The 14,954-nt window shown below is 68.7% G+C and carries 13 protein-coding genes and 1 tRNA gene; 10 read left to right on the top strand and 4 right to left on the bottom strand.

Annotated elements, in window-relative coordinates; translation table 11 throughout:
* The first annotated feature begins 66 nt into the window (after positions 1 to 66).
* From ispD to WKR98_RS17585, 5 genes are all read left to right on the top strand, one after another.
* A complete protein-coding gene (gene ispD, locus WKR98_RS17605) occupies positions 67 to 795 on the top strand; it encodes a 2-C-methyl-D-erythritol 4-phosphate cytidylyltransferase (RefSeq protein ID WP_124689419.1) in 729 nt (242 codons plus the stop codon).
* Positions 792 to 1,343 (top strand): 2-C-methyl-D-erythritol 2,4-cyclodiphosphate synthase, encoded by a 552-nt coding sequence (gene ispF, locus WKR98_RS17600; RefSeq protein WP_124689420.1) that lies wholly within the window; start codon positions 792 to 794, stop codon positions 1,341 to 1,343. Before ispD ends, ispF begins: the two co-directional genes overlap by 4 nt.
* Before the next feature lie 25 nt (positions 1,344 to 1,368).
* Complete coding sequence (locus WKR98_RS17595; protein ID WP_341434215.1) at positions 1,369 to 2,463, top strand: adenosine deaminase family protein; 1,095 nt, start codon at positions 1,369 to 1,371, stop codon at positions 2,461 to 2,463.
* Positions 2,464 to 2,468: 5 nt separating this feature from the next.
* Entirely contained in the window at positions 2,469 to 3,449 is a 981-nt protein-coding gene (locus tag WKR98_RS17590) for a Bug family tripartite tricarboxylate transporter substrate binding protein (RefSeq protein ID WP_341434214.1), read from the top strand.
* Positions 3,450 to 3,517: 68 nt separating this feature from the next.
* Positions 3,518 to 3,594 (top strand) — tRNA-Val (locus WKR98_RS17585).
* 90 nt (positions 3,595 to 3,684) lie between these two features.
* On the opposite strand, the gene WKR98_RS17580 is transcribed toward WKR98_RS17585, so the two are convergent.
* Complete coding sequence (locus WKR98_RS17580; protein ID WP_124689423.1) at positions 3,685 to 4,629, bottom strand: AraC family transcriptional regulator; 945 nt, start codon at positions 4,627 to 4,629, stop codon at positions 3,685 to 3,687.
* A 140-nt stretch (positions 4,630 to 4,769) separates the two neighbouring features.
* Here WKR98_RS17580 and WKR98_RS17575 point away from each other — a divergent pair, with 140 nt between their 5' ends.
* A complete protein-coding gene (locus tag WKR98_RS17575; RefSeq protein WP_341434213.1) occupies positions 4,770 to 5,756 on the top strand; it encodes a Bug family tripartite tricarboxylate transporter substrate binding protein in 987 nt (328 codons plus the stop codon).
* A 22-nt stretch (positions 5,757 to 5,778) separates the two neighbouring features.
* Here the strand turns inward: WKR98_RS17575 and WKR98_RS17570 are convergent, their stop codons facing one another.
* Positions 5,779 to 6,564 carry an SDR family NAD(P)-dependent oxidoreductase gene (locus WKR98_RS17570; RefSeq protein WP_445936107.1) on the bottom strand — a complete coding sequence of 262 codons (786 nt, stop codon included), beginning with the start codon at positions 6,562 to 6,564 and terminating at the stop codon, positions 5,779 to 5,781.
* 258 nt (positions 6,565 to 6,822) lie between these two features.
* On the opposite strand from WKR98_RS17570, the gene WKR98_RS17565 reads away from it, so the two are divergent.
* Both WKR98_RS17565 and WKR98_RS17560 read left to right on the top strand, forming a co-directional pair.
* Positions 6,823 to 7,287: a (2Fe-2S)-binding protein gene (locus WKR98_RS17565; protein WP_341434211.1), complete on the top strand. Its 465-nt coding sequence runs from the start codon at positions 6,823 to 6,825 to the stop codon at positions 7,285 to 7,287.
* An 8-nt stretch (positions 7,288 to 7,295) separates the two neighbouring features.
* Positions 7,296 to 9,476 (top strand): xanthine dehydrogenase family protein molybdopterin-binding subunit, encoded by a 2,181-nt coding sequence (locus WKR98_RS17560; RefSeq protein WP_341434210.1) that lies wholly within the window; start codon positions 7,296 to 7,298, stop codon positions 9,474 to 9,476.
* A 49-nt stretch (positions 9,477 to 9,525) separates the two neighbouring features.
* Here WKR98_RS17560 and WKR98_RS17555 read toward each other — a convergent pair whose 3' ends face one another.
* Together WKR98_RS17555 and WKR98_RS17550 are read right to left on the bottom strand one after the other, a co-directional pair.
* Positions 9,526 to 10,254 carry a class II aldolase/adducin family protein gene (locus WKR98_RS17555; RefSeq protein ID WP_124689428.1) on the bottom strand — a complete coding sequence of 243 codons (729 nt, stop codon included), beginning with the start codon at positions 10,252 to 10,254 and terminating at the stop codon, positions 9,526 to 9,528.
* 48 nt (positions 10,255 to 10,302) lie between these two features.
* Positions 10,303 to 11,295: a tripartite tricarboxylate transporter substrate binding protein gene (locus tag WKR98_RS17550; RefSeq protein WP_341434209.1), complete on the bottom strand. Its 993-nt coding sequence runs from the start codon at positions 11,293 to 11,295 to the stop codon at positions 10,303 to 10,305.
* 150 nt (positions 11,296 to 11,445) lie between these two features.
* Here WKR98_RS17550 and WKR98_RS17545 point away from each other — a divergent pair, with 150 nt between their 5' ends.
* The gene (locus tag WKR98_RS17545; RefSeq protein ID WP_341434208.1) at positions 11,446 to 12,762 is read left to right on the top strand and encodes a citrate synthase; all 1,317 of its coding nucleotides are present in this window, start codon (positions 11,446 to 11,448) and stop codon (positions 12,760 to 12,762) included.
* A gap of 233 nt (positions 12,763 to 12,995) precedes the next feature.
* Positions 12,996 to 14,945: a threonine--tRNA ligase gene (gene thrS, locus WKR98_RS17540; RefSeq protein WP_341434207.1), complete on the top strand. Its 1,950-nt coding sequence runs from the start codon at positions 12,996 to 12,998 to the stop codon at positions 14,943 to 14,945.
* Positions 14,946 to 14,954: the final 9 nt, after the last annotated feature.

Genomic DNA, 14,954 nt, shown 5'->3' with positions numbered 1-14,954 from the left:
TTTCGCGGAAAGAGCGTCGCCCAGGGGCCGGCGCGGGCGTGGCGGCAATTCCGTATTATAGAAGCCATGAGACCGATTTCCCGATTGATCGCCATCGTGCCCGCCGGCGGCGTGGGCGCGCGCGCCGCCGATCCCGAGCCGGATCCGGTGGCCGCCGCGGCGGTGCGGCCCAAGCAATACCGGCTCCTGGGCGGCCAGCCCATGCTGCGCCATGCGGTCCAGGCACTGTTGCGCGACGACCGCATCGGCCAGGTGGTGGTGGCCGTCGGCCCGGACGACACCTTGGCCGGCGCCGCGCTGGCGGGGCTGCCCCGGGTGACCTGCCTGCCCTGTGGCGGCGCCACCCGCGCCGACACCGTCACCAACGCGCTGGCGCGCTGCGGGGCCGAGGCCGACGACTGGGTCCTGGTGCACGACGCCGCGCGCCCGGGCCTGCCGCCGGCGGTGCTGCGGGCGCTGATCGACGCCTGCCTGGACGACGAGGTGGGCGGATTGGTGGCCATGCCCGTGGCCGACACCATCAAGACCCAGGGCGGCGGCGCCGTGCCCCGCGTGGCCGGCACCGTGCCGCGCGACGGGTTGTGGCAGGCCCAGACGCCGCAGATGTTCCGGGCCGGCCTCCTGCGCCGCGCGCTGGCCCATGCGGCGGTGCGCGGGCTGGCCGTGACCGACGAGGCCAGCGCGGTCGAGGCGCTGGGGCTGGCGCCCCGCCTGGTGGCGGGCACGCTGTCGAATTTCAAGGTGACCTGGCCCCAGGATTTCGCCTTGATGGAAAAACTGCTGGACGCAACATGAACAAAGACAAGGACATCGACCCCCGCACCTATCCCTACCGTATCGGGCAGGGCTACGACGTGCACGCCCTGGTCGAAGGGCGGCCGCTGATCATAGGCGGGGTCCGGATCGAGCATACGCATGGCCTCCTGGGCCATTCCGACGCCGACGTGCTGCTGCACGCGGTCACCGACGCCATCCTGGGCGCGGCCGGGCTGGGCGACATCGGCCGCCATTTTCCCGATACCGACCCCGCCTATGCCGGCGCCGACAGCCGGCTGCTGCTGCGCACCGCGATGCAGCGCGTGCGCGAGGCGGGCTGGCAGGTCATCAACGTCGATGCGACGGTCCATGCCCAGGCGCCCAAGATCGGCCCCCACGCGGCGGCCATGGTTGCCAACATCGCCCAGGACCTGGGCGTGCCCGGCGCGTGCGTCAACATCAAGGCCAAGACCAACGAGGCCCTGGGTTTCCTGGGGCGCAAGGAAGGCATCGCCGCGACCGTGGTCGCGATGCTGGCGCGCAAGCCCGACCCTTTCCTGTACAAGGACCTTTACGCGGGGGATTGACCCTGCCTGGATGGAGTTGCCGGACATGACCGAACCCCGAGTTTCCACCGAGGCCGTGCGCGCCTTCTGCCATGCGCTGCCCAAGGCCGAGCTGCACTGCCACCTGCTGGGCGCGCTGCGCCGTTCCACCTTCCACGAACTGGCGGGAGGCAAGGGCGGGTTGTCCAGCGAGCAGATCGACGGTCTGTATGCCCATGGCGAGAAGCGCCAGGGGGCGATTCCGGGGCTGCGCGCGCTGGAGGACTACGGCCTGCGCACGCTGGACGATTTCTACCGCGTGACCCGCGAATACCTGGAGGATGCCCGCGCGCACAACGTGCTGTACGCGGAGTTCTTCTGGAATCCGACGGGTTCCGTGCGCGGCTCTGGACTGTCCTACGCCGCGATCCAGGACGCCATGGTGCGCGCCATCCACGACGCCGAGCGGGACCTGGACATCGTGGGGCGCCTGGTGCCCGCCATCGACCGCGAGGCGCCGCCCGCCGCCGCGGTGGAAATGGTCGAATGGATGGCCGCCGCCCGGCGCGACGAGGTGCCGGGCATAGGCATCGACTACCGCGAGGCGCTGGGCCCGCCGGAATGGTTCGAGCAGGCCTATGCCGACGCCCGCAGGGCGGGGCTCAAGACCACCGCTCACGCCGGCGAATACGGCCTGCCATGGACCAATGTGCGGACCGCGCTGGACGTGCTCAAGGTCGATCGCATCGACCACGGCTACACGGTGGTCGACCAGCCGGAGCTGGCGCAGCGCTGCGTCGAGTCGGGCATCGTGTTCGCGGTCGTGCCCGCCAATTCGTACTACCTGCGGACACTGCCGCCGGACCGCTGGGCGCTGGACCATCCCATCCGCAAGATGCGCGCGATGGGCTTGCGCATCCATCCCAACAGCGACGATCCCACGCTGCACAACATCACCCAGACCAAGGCCTGGACCATGATGGTCGAGGACTTCGAGTTCCCCATTGCCGACCTGCGCGGCTTCATGCTGAACGGCCTGGCCGGCGCCTGGGTAGACGCGGGCCAGCGCAGCGCCTGGGGCGCCGACTGGAATCGCCGCTTCGACGCATTGCACCTGCAGCACTTCGGCATCCCCGCCACGCCCTCCCACTCCGCTTCCTGACGACCATGACCGCCACTCTACGACGCGCTTTCCTTGTTTCGGCCCTGGCGCTGGGATACGCCGCCACCGCGCAGGCCCAGTCCCCCTGGCCGGCCAAGCCCATCCGCCTGATCGTGCCGTTCACGGCCGGCGGCAGCACCGACGGCATCGCGCGCCTGGTGGCGCAGAAGCTGGGCGAGCGCCTGGGGCAGTCGGTCATCGTCGACAACGTCGGCGGCGGGGGCGGCACCATAGGCACCTACCGGGCGGCGCAGGCCGAGCCCGACGGCTACACGCTGCTGCTGGGCGTGGACAGCCCGGCGGCCATCGCGCAGTACGTCAATCCGCAGTCGGTCAAGTACGACACCGCGCGCGACCTCGTCGCCATCGGACTCATCGCGACCCAGCCCATGGTCATCATGGGCCGGCCGGGCCTGCCGGCGGACTCCTTCGCCAAGGTGCTGGAGATGGCCAAGGCCCAGCCCGACTCGCTGACCTACGCCACCTCGGGCATAGGCACCGTGCTGCATCTGGCCATGGAAATCATCCAGCAGCAGGCCCAGGTGCGCCTGCGCCACGTGCCGTACCGCGGCGGCGCGCAGGCCACCACCGACCTGCTGGGCAACCAGGTCGACCTGGCCATCCTGGCCTCGGGTTCGGCGGTGCCGCTGGTGGCCGCCAGGAAGGTCAAGGGCCTGGCCGTGACCACCGCCCAGCGCCTGCCCACGCTGCCCGACGTGCCCGCCATCGGCGAGCTGCCGGCCCTGAAAGGCATGGCGATGACGGCCTGGATCGGCCTGTTCGCGCCCGCGCGCACGCCGGCCAACGTCGTCGCCAGGCTGAACCAGGAACTGAACCAGGTCCTGCAGCAGCCCGAGGTCAAGGCCAAGTTCGCCGAGCAGTCCGTGGTGCCCGGTACGGGCAGCGCCGCGCAATTCGGCGATTTCGTCAAGAAAGAGCAGGCGCGCTACCAGCGCATCGTGAAGGACGCGAACATCAAGGAATGAGGCCCCGGCGCCGTTTGACACATCTTCGAAATTACATGTAGAATTTAATTCTTCGCTGCACAAACAGCAGGCGCGTAGCTCAGTTGGTTAGAGCACCACCTTGACATGGTGGGGGTCGTTGGTTCGAATCCAATCGCGCCTACCAGATTCAAAGGCCCGGTACGAATATTCGTACCGGGCCTTTTTGCATGGTTTTTGCCTCTGCGCGCATTGCGGCGTTGTTGCCGGACGGAGGTCAGGCGGTGGGGCCGTTGCCCCGCTGGACGTGCCTGGCCGGCGAGTACCCGGCCCAGCGCGCAAACGCGCGCGAAAACGCCTTCTCCGAGGTATAGCCCACATGCTCGGCAACTTCGATCAGGGGCATGCGGCGCTCTTCGAGCAGGCCCGCGGCCACCGCCATGCGGTGGCGAAACAGATAGTCCATGGGCGTCATGCCTACGAGGGCCGCGAACAGCGCGCTGAAACGCGAGCGCGACATATGGACGGCATCGGCCAGAGAAGCCAGGGTCCAGTCTTGCGCGGGTTCCCGATGCATCAGCGCAATCGCGCTCGCGATGGACTTGTGCGTGAGTCCGCGCAGCCAATTGGCCCGGTGCGGATGCCTGCTTTCCAGGTGCTCGCGCAGAATGTGGACCAGCAGCAGGTCGGCCAGGCGCGCGGCGGCAAGCTTCCAACCGCTCCTTCGCGCCAACGATTCATCGACCAGCAGGTGCATGGCGCCGGCCAGCCCGCCGCCTACGCTGACATCGCTTGCGCGCAAGTGAATGAACTTGGGCAGGATGGCCATCACCGTGCTGCGGCAGTAGGTAGAGAACCAGGCAAGCGTGGAAAACATCGTCGACACCTCGCCGCCTCCGCCCCACGCCATGACGAAGGGAGTGTCTTCCTCGGGCCCTCCGCGGTAGCGCTCGATCAACTCTCGGAACGGTGTCGGGGGCAGCCCGGGTTCGGAGCACATTACATGCGCGCTGCCGTGCGGCAGCATCACCAGGTCGCCTGGCTGAACCAGAAAGGGGAGATCGTCCTCGACCTGCATCCAGTACGGCCTGCCGGCGACCATGCGGATCATCGCGCCGCTCACGCCGGTCGATTGCAGCGACCATGGCCCGGACAGCGTGAACCGCGCCGTGACGGCGCGCTCACAGCGGCAGATGGCCAGGACTTCGCTCAGAGCATCCACGATGCGCCTTGTTCTTGAATCGAGGGCCGAGCAAGTTGAGACGCTCGGTGCCTTTGTTCGATCGCCTGAGTTGTTGTCGGACAGTCATTACAGCAGAAGAATGCCGGCAGGCGCCGAGTCCGGCGCATCAAGGAAGCCTCATGAAATTGCGTCTGTCCCGATTGTCGACCGCTGCGGCCCTGGCCGCCTTGCTGCCCGTTGCCGCCGCGCCGGCGCTGGCGCAGCCGTTCCCCACCAAGACCATCACGATGGTCGTGGCCTATCCGGCCGGAGGGGACACCGACGTGCTGGCGCGCATCCTGGCCGAGAAACTCACCGCGCGCACGGGCCAGCGCGTGATCGTGGACAACCGGCCGGGAGCCAGCGGCGCCATCGGCGCGGCCGGTGTGATGCGCGCCGCGCCGGACGGCCACACCTTGCTGCTGGCGCCCCAGACCATGGCGATCACGCCCCTGGTGCTCAGGCTCGGCATGGGGGTGAACTACGATCCGAGCAAGGATTTCACCCCGGTGGCGAAGCTCGGGATCAATCCCTTGCTGTTGCTCAGCCGTGCCGGCGATGGCCCCCGGGATCTCAAGCAGCTCATCGACATGGCTCGCCACGACAAGGCCGTCAGCTACGCCAGCCCAGGCATCGGATCCCCCATGCATGTGGCCGCCGAGGTGCTCAACCACGATGCCGGTGTCCAGATCCGCCACGTTCCCTATCGCGGCGTGGCGCCCGCCGTGGTCGATCTCATGGGCGGGCAGATCACCGTGGCCTGGCTCTCTCCGGGGGCCGTCGCGCAGCAGCTCGGCACCGGCAAATTGCAGCCGCTGGCGGTATCGGGCGAGCGCCGCTGGCCCACGTTGCCGCAAGTTCCGACTTTTGCCGAGCTGGGGTACAAGGGCGTGGACATCGTACCCTGGTACGGCCTGTTCGGTCCCAAGGGCATGCCCGCCAGCACGGTGACCAGCTTGAATCACCATGTGAACGAAGTGCTGCGCCTGCCGGACGTGGCGGAGAAGCTGCGTGGCCTGGGGATCGAGCCGCAGGGAGGCGAGCCCGCCCGCCTGCGGGAGTCCGTCGATGCCGACTGGCGCAGCTTCTCGCAGCGTGTGAAGGCCTTCTCCATCCAGGCGGAGTGAGCGCGGGGCATCGCGCCCGCACTCATCCCGCGGCGTCGCTGGACATGACCAGATAGCCGCCGTCCACGGGCAGTACCACCCCCGTGACGAAGGCGGCGGCCGGCGACGCGAGAAACATCACGGGGCCGATCATGTCTTGCGGCTGGCCCCAGCGTTTGAGCGGAGTCCGCGCCTCGATCGCGCGCGAGCGCTCGGCATTGTCGGTCATGTCCTGGACCATGGGGGTCTGCACGAAACCCGGTGCGATGGCATTGACGCGAATGCCATCGGCCGCATAGGCGATGGCCAGGGATTTCGTCAGCTGTGCGACGCCCCCCTTGGACGCCGAGTAGCCCGGCACCTGGGCGCCGCCAAAGACGCTCAGAATGGAGGTGGTGTTCACGATCGTGCCGCGCCGTGCGGCCAATGCCGGTCGCAGCGCGCTGCACATGCGCATGGTGCCGTTGAGATTGATGTCCACGACATCGGCGAAAACCGCCGGATCCGTGAGTTCGGCCCCGCGCCTGATCACCCCGGCGCAGTTCACCAGCACGTCCAGGTTCTGGAACCGGGCGGCGAACCGTTGTACTGCCTGCGCATCGCGCACGTCCAGGACGACGCAGTCCACCAGGGCGAGGTCCGCGGCGCCGTTCGCGCGCTCCACTTCATGCCGTGTCGCGCCGGTGGCCGTGACGCGGGCGCCGCCGGCGGCGTACGCCGCGGCGATGGCACGGCCGATGCCCGATGTGCCGCCGGTGACGAGAACCCGGGTATCCGGGGAGAAAGAATGTTCGAACGGTACGGTCACGCTGTTCCTTCGCTGCTTCATGGGAAATGCCCGAGGCAATGCGTGCGGGCAGGGGTCCATGCTAGGGAGCGCCGTGCCGGCGTTCAACCTCCAGCCTGTTCAATGTGAGGTACCGTCCGTCCCAAACGCGCCGTGACGGGGCATGTTGGAAAATTATGAACACGTTCAAAGAAAGTGGCATTTGCGCCACCCATCCGCTAGCATGGGGAGCCGGCGCCGGGCGGCTGTCAGGCGGCCCGCGCCACGGCAGGTAGCCGCGACTATTCCAAGGAGGAGTCCGTGATCGAGTTCATGCTCAATGGCAAGCAGGTGTCGGCCGACGTCGCCGACGACAAACCCCTGCTGTGGGTGCTGCGGGAGGATTTCCAGCTTACCGGGACCAAGTTCGGCTGCGGCATGGCGCAGTGCGGCGCCTGTACCGTGCATTTCAACGGCCAGGCCACGCGTTCGTGCGTGCTGCCGGCGGCGGCGGTGAAGGAGGCCTCGGTTACCACGATCGAAGGGGTGATGGATACCCGCGCGGGCCAGGCGCTGCGCCAGGCGTGGATCGCCCACCAGGTGCCCCAGTGCGGCTATTGCCAGTCGGGACAGATGATGACCGCCGCCGGCATGCTGGCGGGCGCGGACGGGCCGATGTCGCGCGAACAGGTCCTGGAAGGCATGGCGGGCAATCTGTGCCGCTGCGGGACCTATAACCAGATCGCCGACGCGGTGGTCAGCGTCGCCCAGAAGCCCGCGGCCTAGGAGGCGCCATGGAAACGAACAAGCTCACGCGCCGCGCCTTCATCGCCGGATCCGGCGCCGCCGCGGTCGGTATCGTGCTGGGCGGCTGGAGCGCCGCGCGCGGCGGCCTGGCCGGCCTGCTGCCCGAGGCGCACGCCGCCGCCGCCCGTTTCAGCCCGGTGGCCTGGGTCGCGCTGTCGCCGGACAATACCGCCGTGGTCTATTCGCCCGCCTCGGAAATGGGGCAAGGCACGATGACGGCGATTCCGCTGATCCTGGCCGAGGAAATGGAGCTGGACTGGAGCACGGTCCGGGTCGAGCAGGCGCCCGCCGATCCCAGGCGGTTCGGCAATCCCGGCTTCGGCGGCGCGATGGTGACCGGCTCCTCGCGCACGGTGAAGGGCTACTACGAGGCGCTGCGCCTGGCCGGCCTGCAGGCCCGGCTGGTGCTGGCGCAGGCCGCCGCCGAGCAATGGGGCGTGCCGGCCGCCGAGATCCGCGCCGAGCGCAGCACCCTGGTCCATGGGCCCAGCGGCCGCCGCATGACCTACGGCCAACTGGTCGAGGGCGCGCGCGCGCCGCAGTCCCTGCCCAAGGTGGACAAGAGCATGCTCAAGCCCATGTCCGCCTTCACCCTGATCGGCAAGGAACTGCCGCGCGTGGACGTGCCGGAGAAGTCCGGCGGCGGCGCCCGGTTCGGCATCGACGTGCGCCTGCCCGGCATGCTGTGGGCCGCGGTGCTGCACACGCCGGTGCAGGGCGAGCAGCCGCTGGAGGTCAAGGACGCGGCGGCGCTGGCGGTGCCGGGCGTCCGGAAGGTGGTCCGCCTGCCCGGCGGAGTGGCGGTGGTGGCCGATTCGTTCGCCACGGCCCGCAAGGCGCGCGAGCTGCTGGAAGTGAAGTGGAGCGAACAGGCCAAGGCGCGCTCCTACGACAGCGAGGCCGCGCTGGCGGCGTTCACCGCTCGGGCCGAACGCCTGGACGAGGCGGGCGCGGTCTGGCACAAGCACGGCGACGCGGCCGGGAAGATCGCCGGAGCGGCGCGCGTCTTCCGCGCCACCTATACGACCGACCACGTCGCCCACGTGACCATGGAACCCATGAACTGCACGGCGCGTGCCCAGGGCGAGGCCATCGAGATCTGGGTGCCCTCGCAATCGCCGTCGGGCGTGATCGGCACCGTGGCCGCGGGCGCGGGCTACAAGCCGGAAAACATCAAGGTCCACATCACCTTGCTGGGCGGGGGCTATGGCCGGCGCGCCGAGGCCGACTACAGCCTGCATGCGGCGCTGCTGGCCAAGGCCATGCCCGGCGTGCCCATCCAGGTCATCTGGACCCGCGAGGACGATTTCCTGCGGGCCCGGCCGCGTCCGATGACGGCCCAGCACCTGGTGGCCGGCGTCGACGCGCAGGGACGCATCGTCGGCTGGCACCATCGCCTGGTGTCCGAGAGCATCATGGCGCGCACGGCGGCGGCCGCCTACGAGAAGTCGGGCGGGCGGGATTCGCCCGTCATGGAAGGGGCCGACGGCGTCTATGGCATTGCCGACCAGTTGATCGAGCACGGCCGCGAACAGCGCGGCGTGGACGTCAGCTTCTGGCGCGCCGTGGGGGCGGGCTACACGAAGTTCTCCATGGAGTCCATGATCGACGAGATCGCCACGGCCTCGGGCAAGGATGCGCTGCAATACCGGCTGGACCTGACAGCCGACCAGCCGCGCGCGCAGGCGGTGCTGCGCGAGGCCGCCGCGATGGCCGGCTGGGGCCGGGGAAGGGAGGCGGGGCGCGCGCTGGGCCTGGCTTTCTCGGATGCCTGGAACACCTTCATCGCGATGGTGGCCGAGGTGTCGCTGCGCGAGGGCCGGCCGGTGGTGCATCGCATCTGGGCCGCGGTCGATTGCGGCCATGCCATCAGTCCGGCCAACATCCGGGCCCAGGTCGAGGGCGCCGCGCTGTTCGGACTGTCGGCGGCGCTGGGCGAACGCCTGGTCTACAAGGGCGGGCAGGTGCAGCAGCACAACCTGGACACCTACACGCTCCTGCGGGCCAACCAGGCGCCTGCGGTGCAGGTGAAGGTGATGCCGACCGACAATGCGCCGGGCGGCATGGGCGAGGTCGGCCTGCCCCCGGTGGCGCCGGCGGTGGCCAACGCGGTGGCCCGATTGAGCGGCAAGCGGCTGCGCAGCCTGCCGTTCCCGCAAATCACCTAGTCCGGCGGGACGGATCCGGCCGGGCGGCATGGTGCCGCCCGGCCAGGACTCAGCCTTCCATCGCCTTCTTCTTCCACAGTTCCCAGGGGCGGAACATCACGCCGGCCATCATGGTGTCGGCCTTCAGGGCTTCCTCTTCGTCCAGGTAAGTGATCTCGCCGCCCAGGCCGATGGCCTTCTGCTGCAGGGCCGCGTTGCTCTCGGTGTACATCGCGCGGTAGACCGCGATGCGCACGTCGCTGCCGACGGTGACGAAGCCGTGGCCGCGCATCAGCGAGATATTCTGCTGCCCCAGGATCTTCGCCAGTTCCTTGCCGTGCTCGCGGTTGCGCACCAGCAGGTCGGTCGCGCCGAAACAGCAGCGGATGTCGAACACGGGCGCGCCGCCCGACAGGAAGCCGGCCATGTGGTAGATGGGCCGCAGCCGCACCGATGAGCTGGCGAACGGGATGACCGACGGCGAGTGGCTGTGGACGACCGCGTTCACGTCGGGCCGGGCGCGGTAGATCTCGCCATGGATGTAGCGTTCGAGATAGGGCGTGCGCGTTTCGCCGGCCACCGGCTCGGATTCGGCGTCGAATTCCATGATGTCGGCGGCGGTGACCAGTTCCGGCGCGAGCGAGCGCGACAGCAGGAAGTGGCCGGGCCGTTCGGGATGGCGGACACTGACGTGGCCGAAGCCGTCCAGCACGTTGTACTTGGCCAGCACCCGGTTGGCGACGACGAGATCGTCGATCACTTGCTGCAGCGAGCCGGCGGTCGGGGTAGAGGTGGACATGGCGATACCTGGCGAGAGAAGTAAAAGGGAAGAGGGGCGGCGGCGCGGCTATTCGAGCTTGATGTTGGCCCGCTTGGCCAGTTGCCCGTACATGGACAGGTCCTTGTCGACCTGCCGGGCCATGCCATCGGCGCCCAGGGCGTCGACTTCGTAGTAGCGCGACTGGAAGTCCTGGCGCAGCTTGAGGTCCTTGAGCGTGGCCATCACCGCCTGCTCGATGCGGCCGCGCACCTCGGCCGGCGTGGCCGCGGGAGCGAACAGCCCGAACCAGACACTGATGTCCAGGTCCTTGAACTCCGGCGTTTCCGCGATGGCCGGCACGTCGGGCATGAAGGACAGGCGCTTGGCCGAGGCGACGCCCAGCATGCGCAGCTTGCCGGTCTTGGCATGGGGCGCCATGTTGGGAATGGTGCTGAACAGGATGGGCACCTGGTTGCCCAGCGCGTCGCTGACGGCCGGAGCGCAGCCGTTGTAGGGCACGTGCACCATGTCGACCTTGGCGCCCTGGTTGAAGGCTTCGCCGGCGAAGTGCTGGGGCGAGCCGTTGCCGCAGGACGAGTAGTTGGCCTTGCCCGGGTTCGCGCGCAGGTGGCTGACGAGTTCGGCCACGGTGCGGGCGGGATAGCCGCTGTTGACCCCGACGGCGACCGGCGAGGACACGAGCTGGGCGATGGGCCGCAGGTCCTTCCTGATGTCGTAGCCCTGGGTGAAGTTCAGCGCGGCATTGATCGTGATGGTGCTGTTGGTCAGCAGCAGCGTGTAGCCGTCGGCGGCGGCGCGCGCGACGTAATTGGCGCCGATGTTGCCCGAGGCCCCGGCGCGGTTGTCGACGATGACGCTTTGTCCGTTGAACTGGCCGGCGATGTGCGTGGCCAGCAGGCGGGCGACGGTATCGGCGCCGCCGCCGGCCTGGAACGGCACGACGATGGTGATGGGGCGGGACGGATAGGCGCCGGGCTGGGCGTGGGCCGGCGGGGCCAGGGCCGCGGCCAGGGCAAGGGCCAGGAAGGCCCGGCGGGGGCGGGGCATGCGCGGGGTCATGGTGAGGTCTCCTGTCTGCGCCGGCGCTGGCGTGCCGGCGGCAATGATATGTGCAGCGGAGTGTATGGATCGATTTACATCGAATCAATCTCGATTGCATAATCGATGTATTGTCGATTCGACGGGTGTCCGAGGCCCGCCATCAACACCATGGATCCATCAGAGAACGGCGCGGCCGGGCAGGCCTGGGAGGCCGGCGGCTTCGTCGATTCCAAGGAAGCGTGCCGCCTGCTGCAGGTCAAGGCCGCCACGCTGTACACCTACGTCAGCCGCGGCCTGCTGCATCCGGTCGCGCAGCCGGGCCGCAAGACGCGTCTGTACCTGCGCGACGAGGTCGAAGGGCTGCGCACGCGCAGCCAGGCGCGGATGGGCCACGGCCCGGTGGCGGCGACCGCGCTGCGCTGGGGACAGCCCGTGATCGATACGGGCATCACGGAAATCACGCCGGCCGGGCCGCGCTACCGGGGGCGCCTGGCGGCCGACCTGGTCGAGTACCCCGGGGCGTTCGAGAACGTGGCCGAACTGCTGTGGACCGGCGTGCTGCCCGAGGGCGCCAGCATCTGGCCGGCCCAGCCGCTGCCGGCACGCGCCCGCCGCGCGCTGGGCGCCTTCGGTCCGGAGCCGGGCGAGACGCCGCGCATGGTCCGGGTGTTCCAGGCCGCGGCGCTGGCCCTGGGCGGCGGATCGGTGGACGAGGAGGTGCGCGGCGGCGGGGCCGTCCCGGCGGCGCGGCAACTCGTGCTGGCGTTCGCCGGCTGCTGCGGCCTGCTGTCCGTCCCGCGCCGCTACCGGCCGCCGGCCGGCGCCAAGCCGCTGGCCCAGCACCTGGCCGAGGCGATGGGCAAGGAGGCCGCTCCCGATCTGCTGCGGGTGCTGAACGCCATGCTGATCCTGAGCGCGGACCACGAGTTGTCGCCGCCCACGTTCAGCGCGCGCATCGCCGCCTCGGTCGGCGCGGAACTCCATGCCTGCGTGGGGGCGGCGCTGGCGGCTTTGTCCGGCACGGGCCTGGCCGGCGGGTGTGACCGCATCGAGGACACCTTGGCCGCGGTCCGCTCGCGCAGCCAGCTCGACGCGTGGGTGGCGCGGGTGGTGCGCGACCGCGCTCGTTCGTCGGCCTTCGGCATCGAATCCTATCCGCAAGGGGACCCGAGGGCGGCGCTGCTGATACGCATGGCGCGCGAGCATCCGCGCCCGGGCCGCCGGGCGGGGACGCTGCTGCGCTTCCTGGACGAGGTCCAGGCCAGGGTGGGGGTGCCGCCCCGGATCGAGCTCGGCCTGGTCGCGGCCTGCGCGGCCTGGGACCTGCCGCCAGGCGCCGCCAGCGCGCTGTGGGCCATGGGCCGGACCTCGGGCTGGATCGCCCACGCGCTCGAACAGCGCCTGAACGGCTTCTTTCTCCGCCCGCGCGGGCAGTTCCACGCTGGGCCGCAAGGGGGCGCTGTGCTAAAATCCCAGGCAACGTAGACCCTTACTGCAACACGAACGGACAACGGCATGCGCGTCATTTCCATGCTCGATCGAACTACCTCGGGGAACATCGCCGGCTAGCCGCGTTGGTTTCCTGGATCGCATCGTCCGTTCCCGCCGGGCCCCTGGGCCCGGGATCCTGCAGAAAGCAAGAAACGCGGCCCGGTGCCGCGTTTTTTCGTTTCAGGTTCGTCCAAGGGTTTTTCTTCATCTCTTTCGAGGTCGCTTCAATGATCAAGGTAACGCTGCCCGATGGTTCCCAGCGTGAGTTCCCGGCCCCCGTCACGGTGGCAGACGTCGCCGCGTCCATCGGCGCCGGGCTGGCCAAGGCCGCCCTGGCCGGCCGGGTCACCTACCAAGGCAGCGAACCCACCCTGGTCGACACCAGCCACACGATAGACCGCGACGTCCAGCTGGCCATCATCACGGGCAAGGACGCCGACGGGCTGGACCTGATCCGCCATTCGACGGCGCACCTGCTGGCCTATGCGGTCAAGTCGCTGTTCCCCGAGGCCCAGGTCACGATCGGTCCGGTCATCGACAACGGCTTCTACTACGATTTCTCGTACTCGCGGCCGTTCACGCCCGAGGACCTGGCCGCCATCGAGAACAAGATGCTGGAGCTGGCCAAGAAGGACGAGATCGTCACGCGCGAGGAATGGAAGCGCGACGACGCGGTGGATTTCTTCAATTCGATAGGCGAGAAATACAAGGCCGAGATCATCGCCTCGATCCCGGACAACCAGACGATCTCGCTGTACCGCGAGGGCGACTTCGTCGACCTGTGCCGCGGCCCGCACGTGCCGTCCACCGGCAAGCTCAAGGTGTTCAAGCTGATGAAGGTGGCCGGCGCCTATTGGCGCGGCGACAGCAAGAACGAGATGCTCCAGCGCATCTACGGCACGGCCTGGGCGAAGAAGGAAGACCAGGACGCCTATCTGACGATGCTGGAAGAGGCCGAGAAACGCGACCACCGCAAGCTGGGCCGCGAGCTGGACCTGTTCCACTTCCAGGACGAGGCGCCGGGCCTGGTGTTCTGGCACCCCAAGGGCTGGACGATCTGGCAGCAGGTCGAGCAATACGTGCGCGGCGTCTATCGCGACAGCGGCTACCAGGAGGTCAAGGCGCCGCAGATCCTGGACCGCTCGCTGTGGGAAAAGACGGGGCACTGGGACAACTATCGCGACAACATGTTCACGACGGAGTCCGAGAACCGCTATTACGCGCTCAAGCCCATGAACTGCCCGGGCCACGTGCAGATCTTCCGCGCCAACCTGCATTCCTACCGCGACCTGCCGCTGCGCTACGGCGAATTCGGCCAGTGCCACCGCAACGAACCCTCGGGCGCGCTGCACGGGATGATGCGCGTGCGCGGCTTCACGCAGGACGACGGCCATATCTTCTGTACCGAGGACCAGATCCTGGGCGAGTGCGTGGCCTTCACGGCGCAGCTGCAGCGCGTCTACCGCGACTTCGGCTTCACCGACATCCTGTACAAGATCGCCACGCGGCCGGAAAGCCGGATCGGGTCGGACGAGGTCTGGGACAAGGCCGAGCAGGCCTTGATCGAAAGCCTGCGCCGTTCCGGCTGCGAGTACGAGATCAGCCCGGGCGACGGCGCCTTCTATGGCCCGAAGATCGAATACACGCTGAAGGACGCCATCGGCCGCCACTGGCAGTGCGGCACGATCCAGGTGGACTTCTCCATGCCCGGCCGCCTGGGGGCCGAATACGTGGACCAGCACGACCAGCGCGTGACCCCCGTCATGCTGCACCGGGCCATCCTGGGTTCGATGGAGCGGTTCATCGGCATGCTGATCGAGAATTTCGGCGGCGCCATGCCGCCCTGGCTGGCGCCGGTCCAGGCCGTGGTCTGCAATATTTCGGAATCCACGGCCGAATACGCCCAAAGTGTCGCGCAAACCCTGAAAAAACAAGGGTTTAGAGTGGAATCGGATTTGCGCGGTGAAAAGATCACCTATAAAATCAGGGAGCACAGCTTGCAAAAAATTCCCTATATCCTCGTGGTGGGGGAAAAAGAAAGGCAAGCTGCATCGGTGGCCGTACGCGCCCGCGGCGGCATCGACCTGGGGGTTCTCCCGATCGATGTGTTCTCGTCGCGGCTCGCTGCCGACGTGGCCGAGCGCCGCAACCCGGAAGCCCCTGCCAATCCGTCCTGATCGCGTGGT

This window comes from Pigmentiphaga sp. YJ18, from assembly GCF_038066655.1.
Lineage (GTDB): Bacteria > Pseudomonadota > Gammaproteobacteria > Burkholderiales > Burkholderiaceae_B > Pigmentiphaga.
The sequence above is the reverse complement of the archived record's forward strand: the minus strand, read 5'-3'. Positions and strand labels throughout refer to the sequence as shown.

Excerpts from the sequence above, each read along its gene's own strand:
- ispD (WP_124689419.1), top strand. The coding sequence starts at position 67 with ATGAGACCGATTTCCCGATTGATCGCCATCGTGCCCGCCGGCGGCGTG.
- ispF (WP_124689420.1), top strand. The coding sequence starts at position 792 with ATGAACAAAGACAAGGACATCGACCCCCGCACCTATCCCTACCGTATC.
- WKR98_RS17595 (WP_341434215.1), top strand. The coding sequence starts at position 1,369 with ATGACCGAACCCCGAGTTTCCACCGAGGCCGTGCGCGCCTTCTGCCAT.
- WKR98_RS17590 (WP_341434214.1), top strand. The coding sequence starts at position 2,469 with ATGACCGCCACTCTACGACGCGCTTTCCTTGTTTCGGCCCTGGCGCTG.
- WKR98_RS17575 (WP_341434213.1), top strand. The coding sequence starts at position 4,770 with ATGAAATTGCGTCTGTCCCGATTGTCGACCGCTGCGGCCCTGGCCGCC.
- WKR98_RS17570 (WP_445936107.1), bottom strand. The coding sequence starts at position 6,564 with ATGAAGCAGCGAAGGAACAGCGTGACCGTACCGTTCGAACATTCTTTC.
- WKR98_RS17560 (WP_341434210.1), top strand. The coding sequence starts at position 7,296 with ATGGAAACGAACAAGCTCACGCGCCGCGCCTTCATCGCCGGATCCGGC.
- WKR98_RS17555 (WP_124689428.1), bottom strand. The coding sequence starts at position 10,254 with ATGTCCACCTCTACCCCGACCGCCGGCTCGCTGCAGCAAGTGATCGAC.
- WKR98_RS17550 (WP_341434209.1), bottom strand. The coding sequence starts at position 11,295 with ATGACCCCGCGCATGCCCCGCCCCCGCCGGGCCTTCCTGGCCCTTGCC.
- WKR98_RS17545 (WP_341434208.1), top strand. The coding sequence starts at position 11,446 with ATGGATCCATCAGAGAACGGCGCGGCCGGGCAGGCCTGGGAGGCCGGC.
- thrS (WP_341434207.1), top strand. The coding sequence starts at position 12,996 with ATGATCAAGGTAACGCTGCCCGATGGTTCCCAGCGTGAGTTCCCGGCC.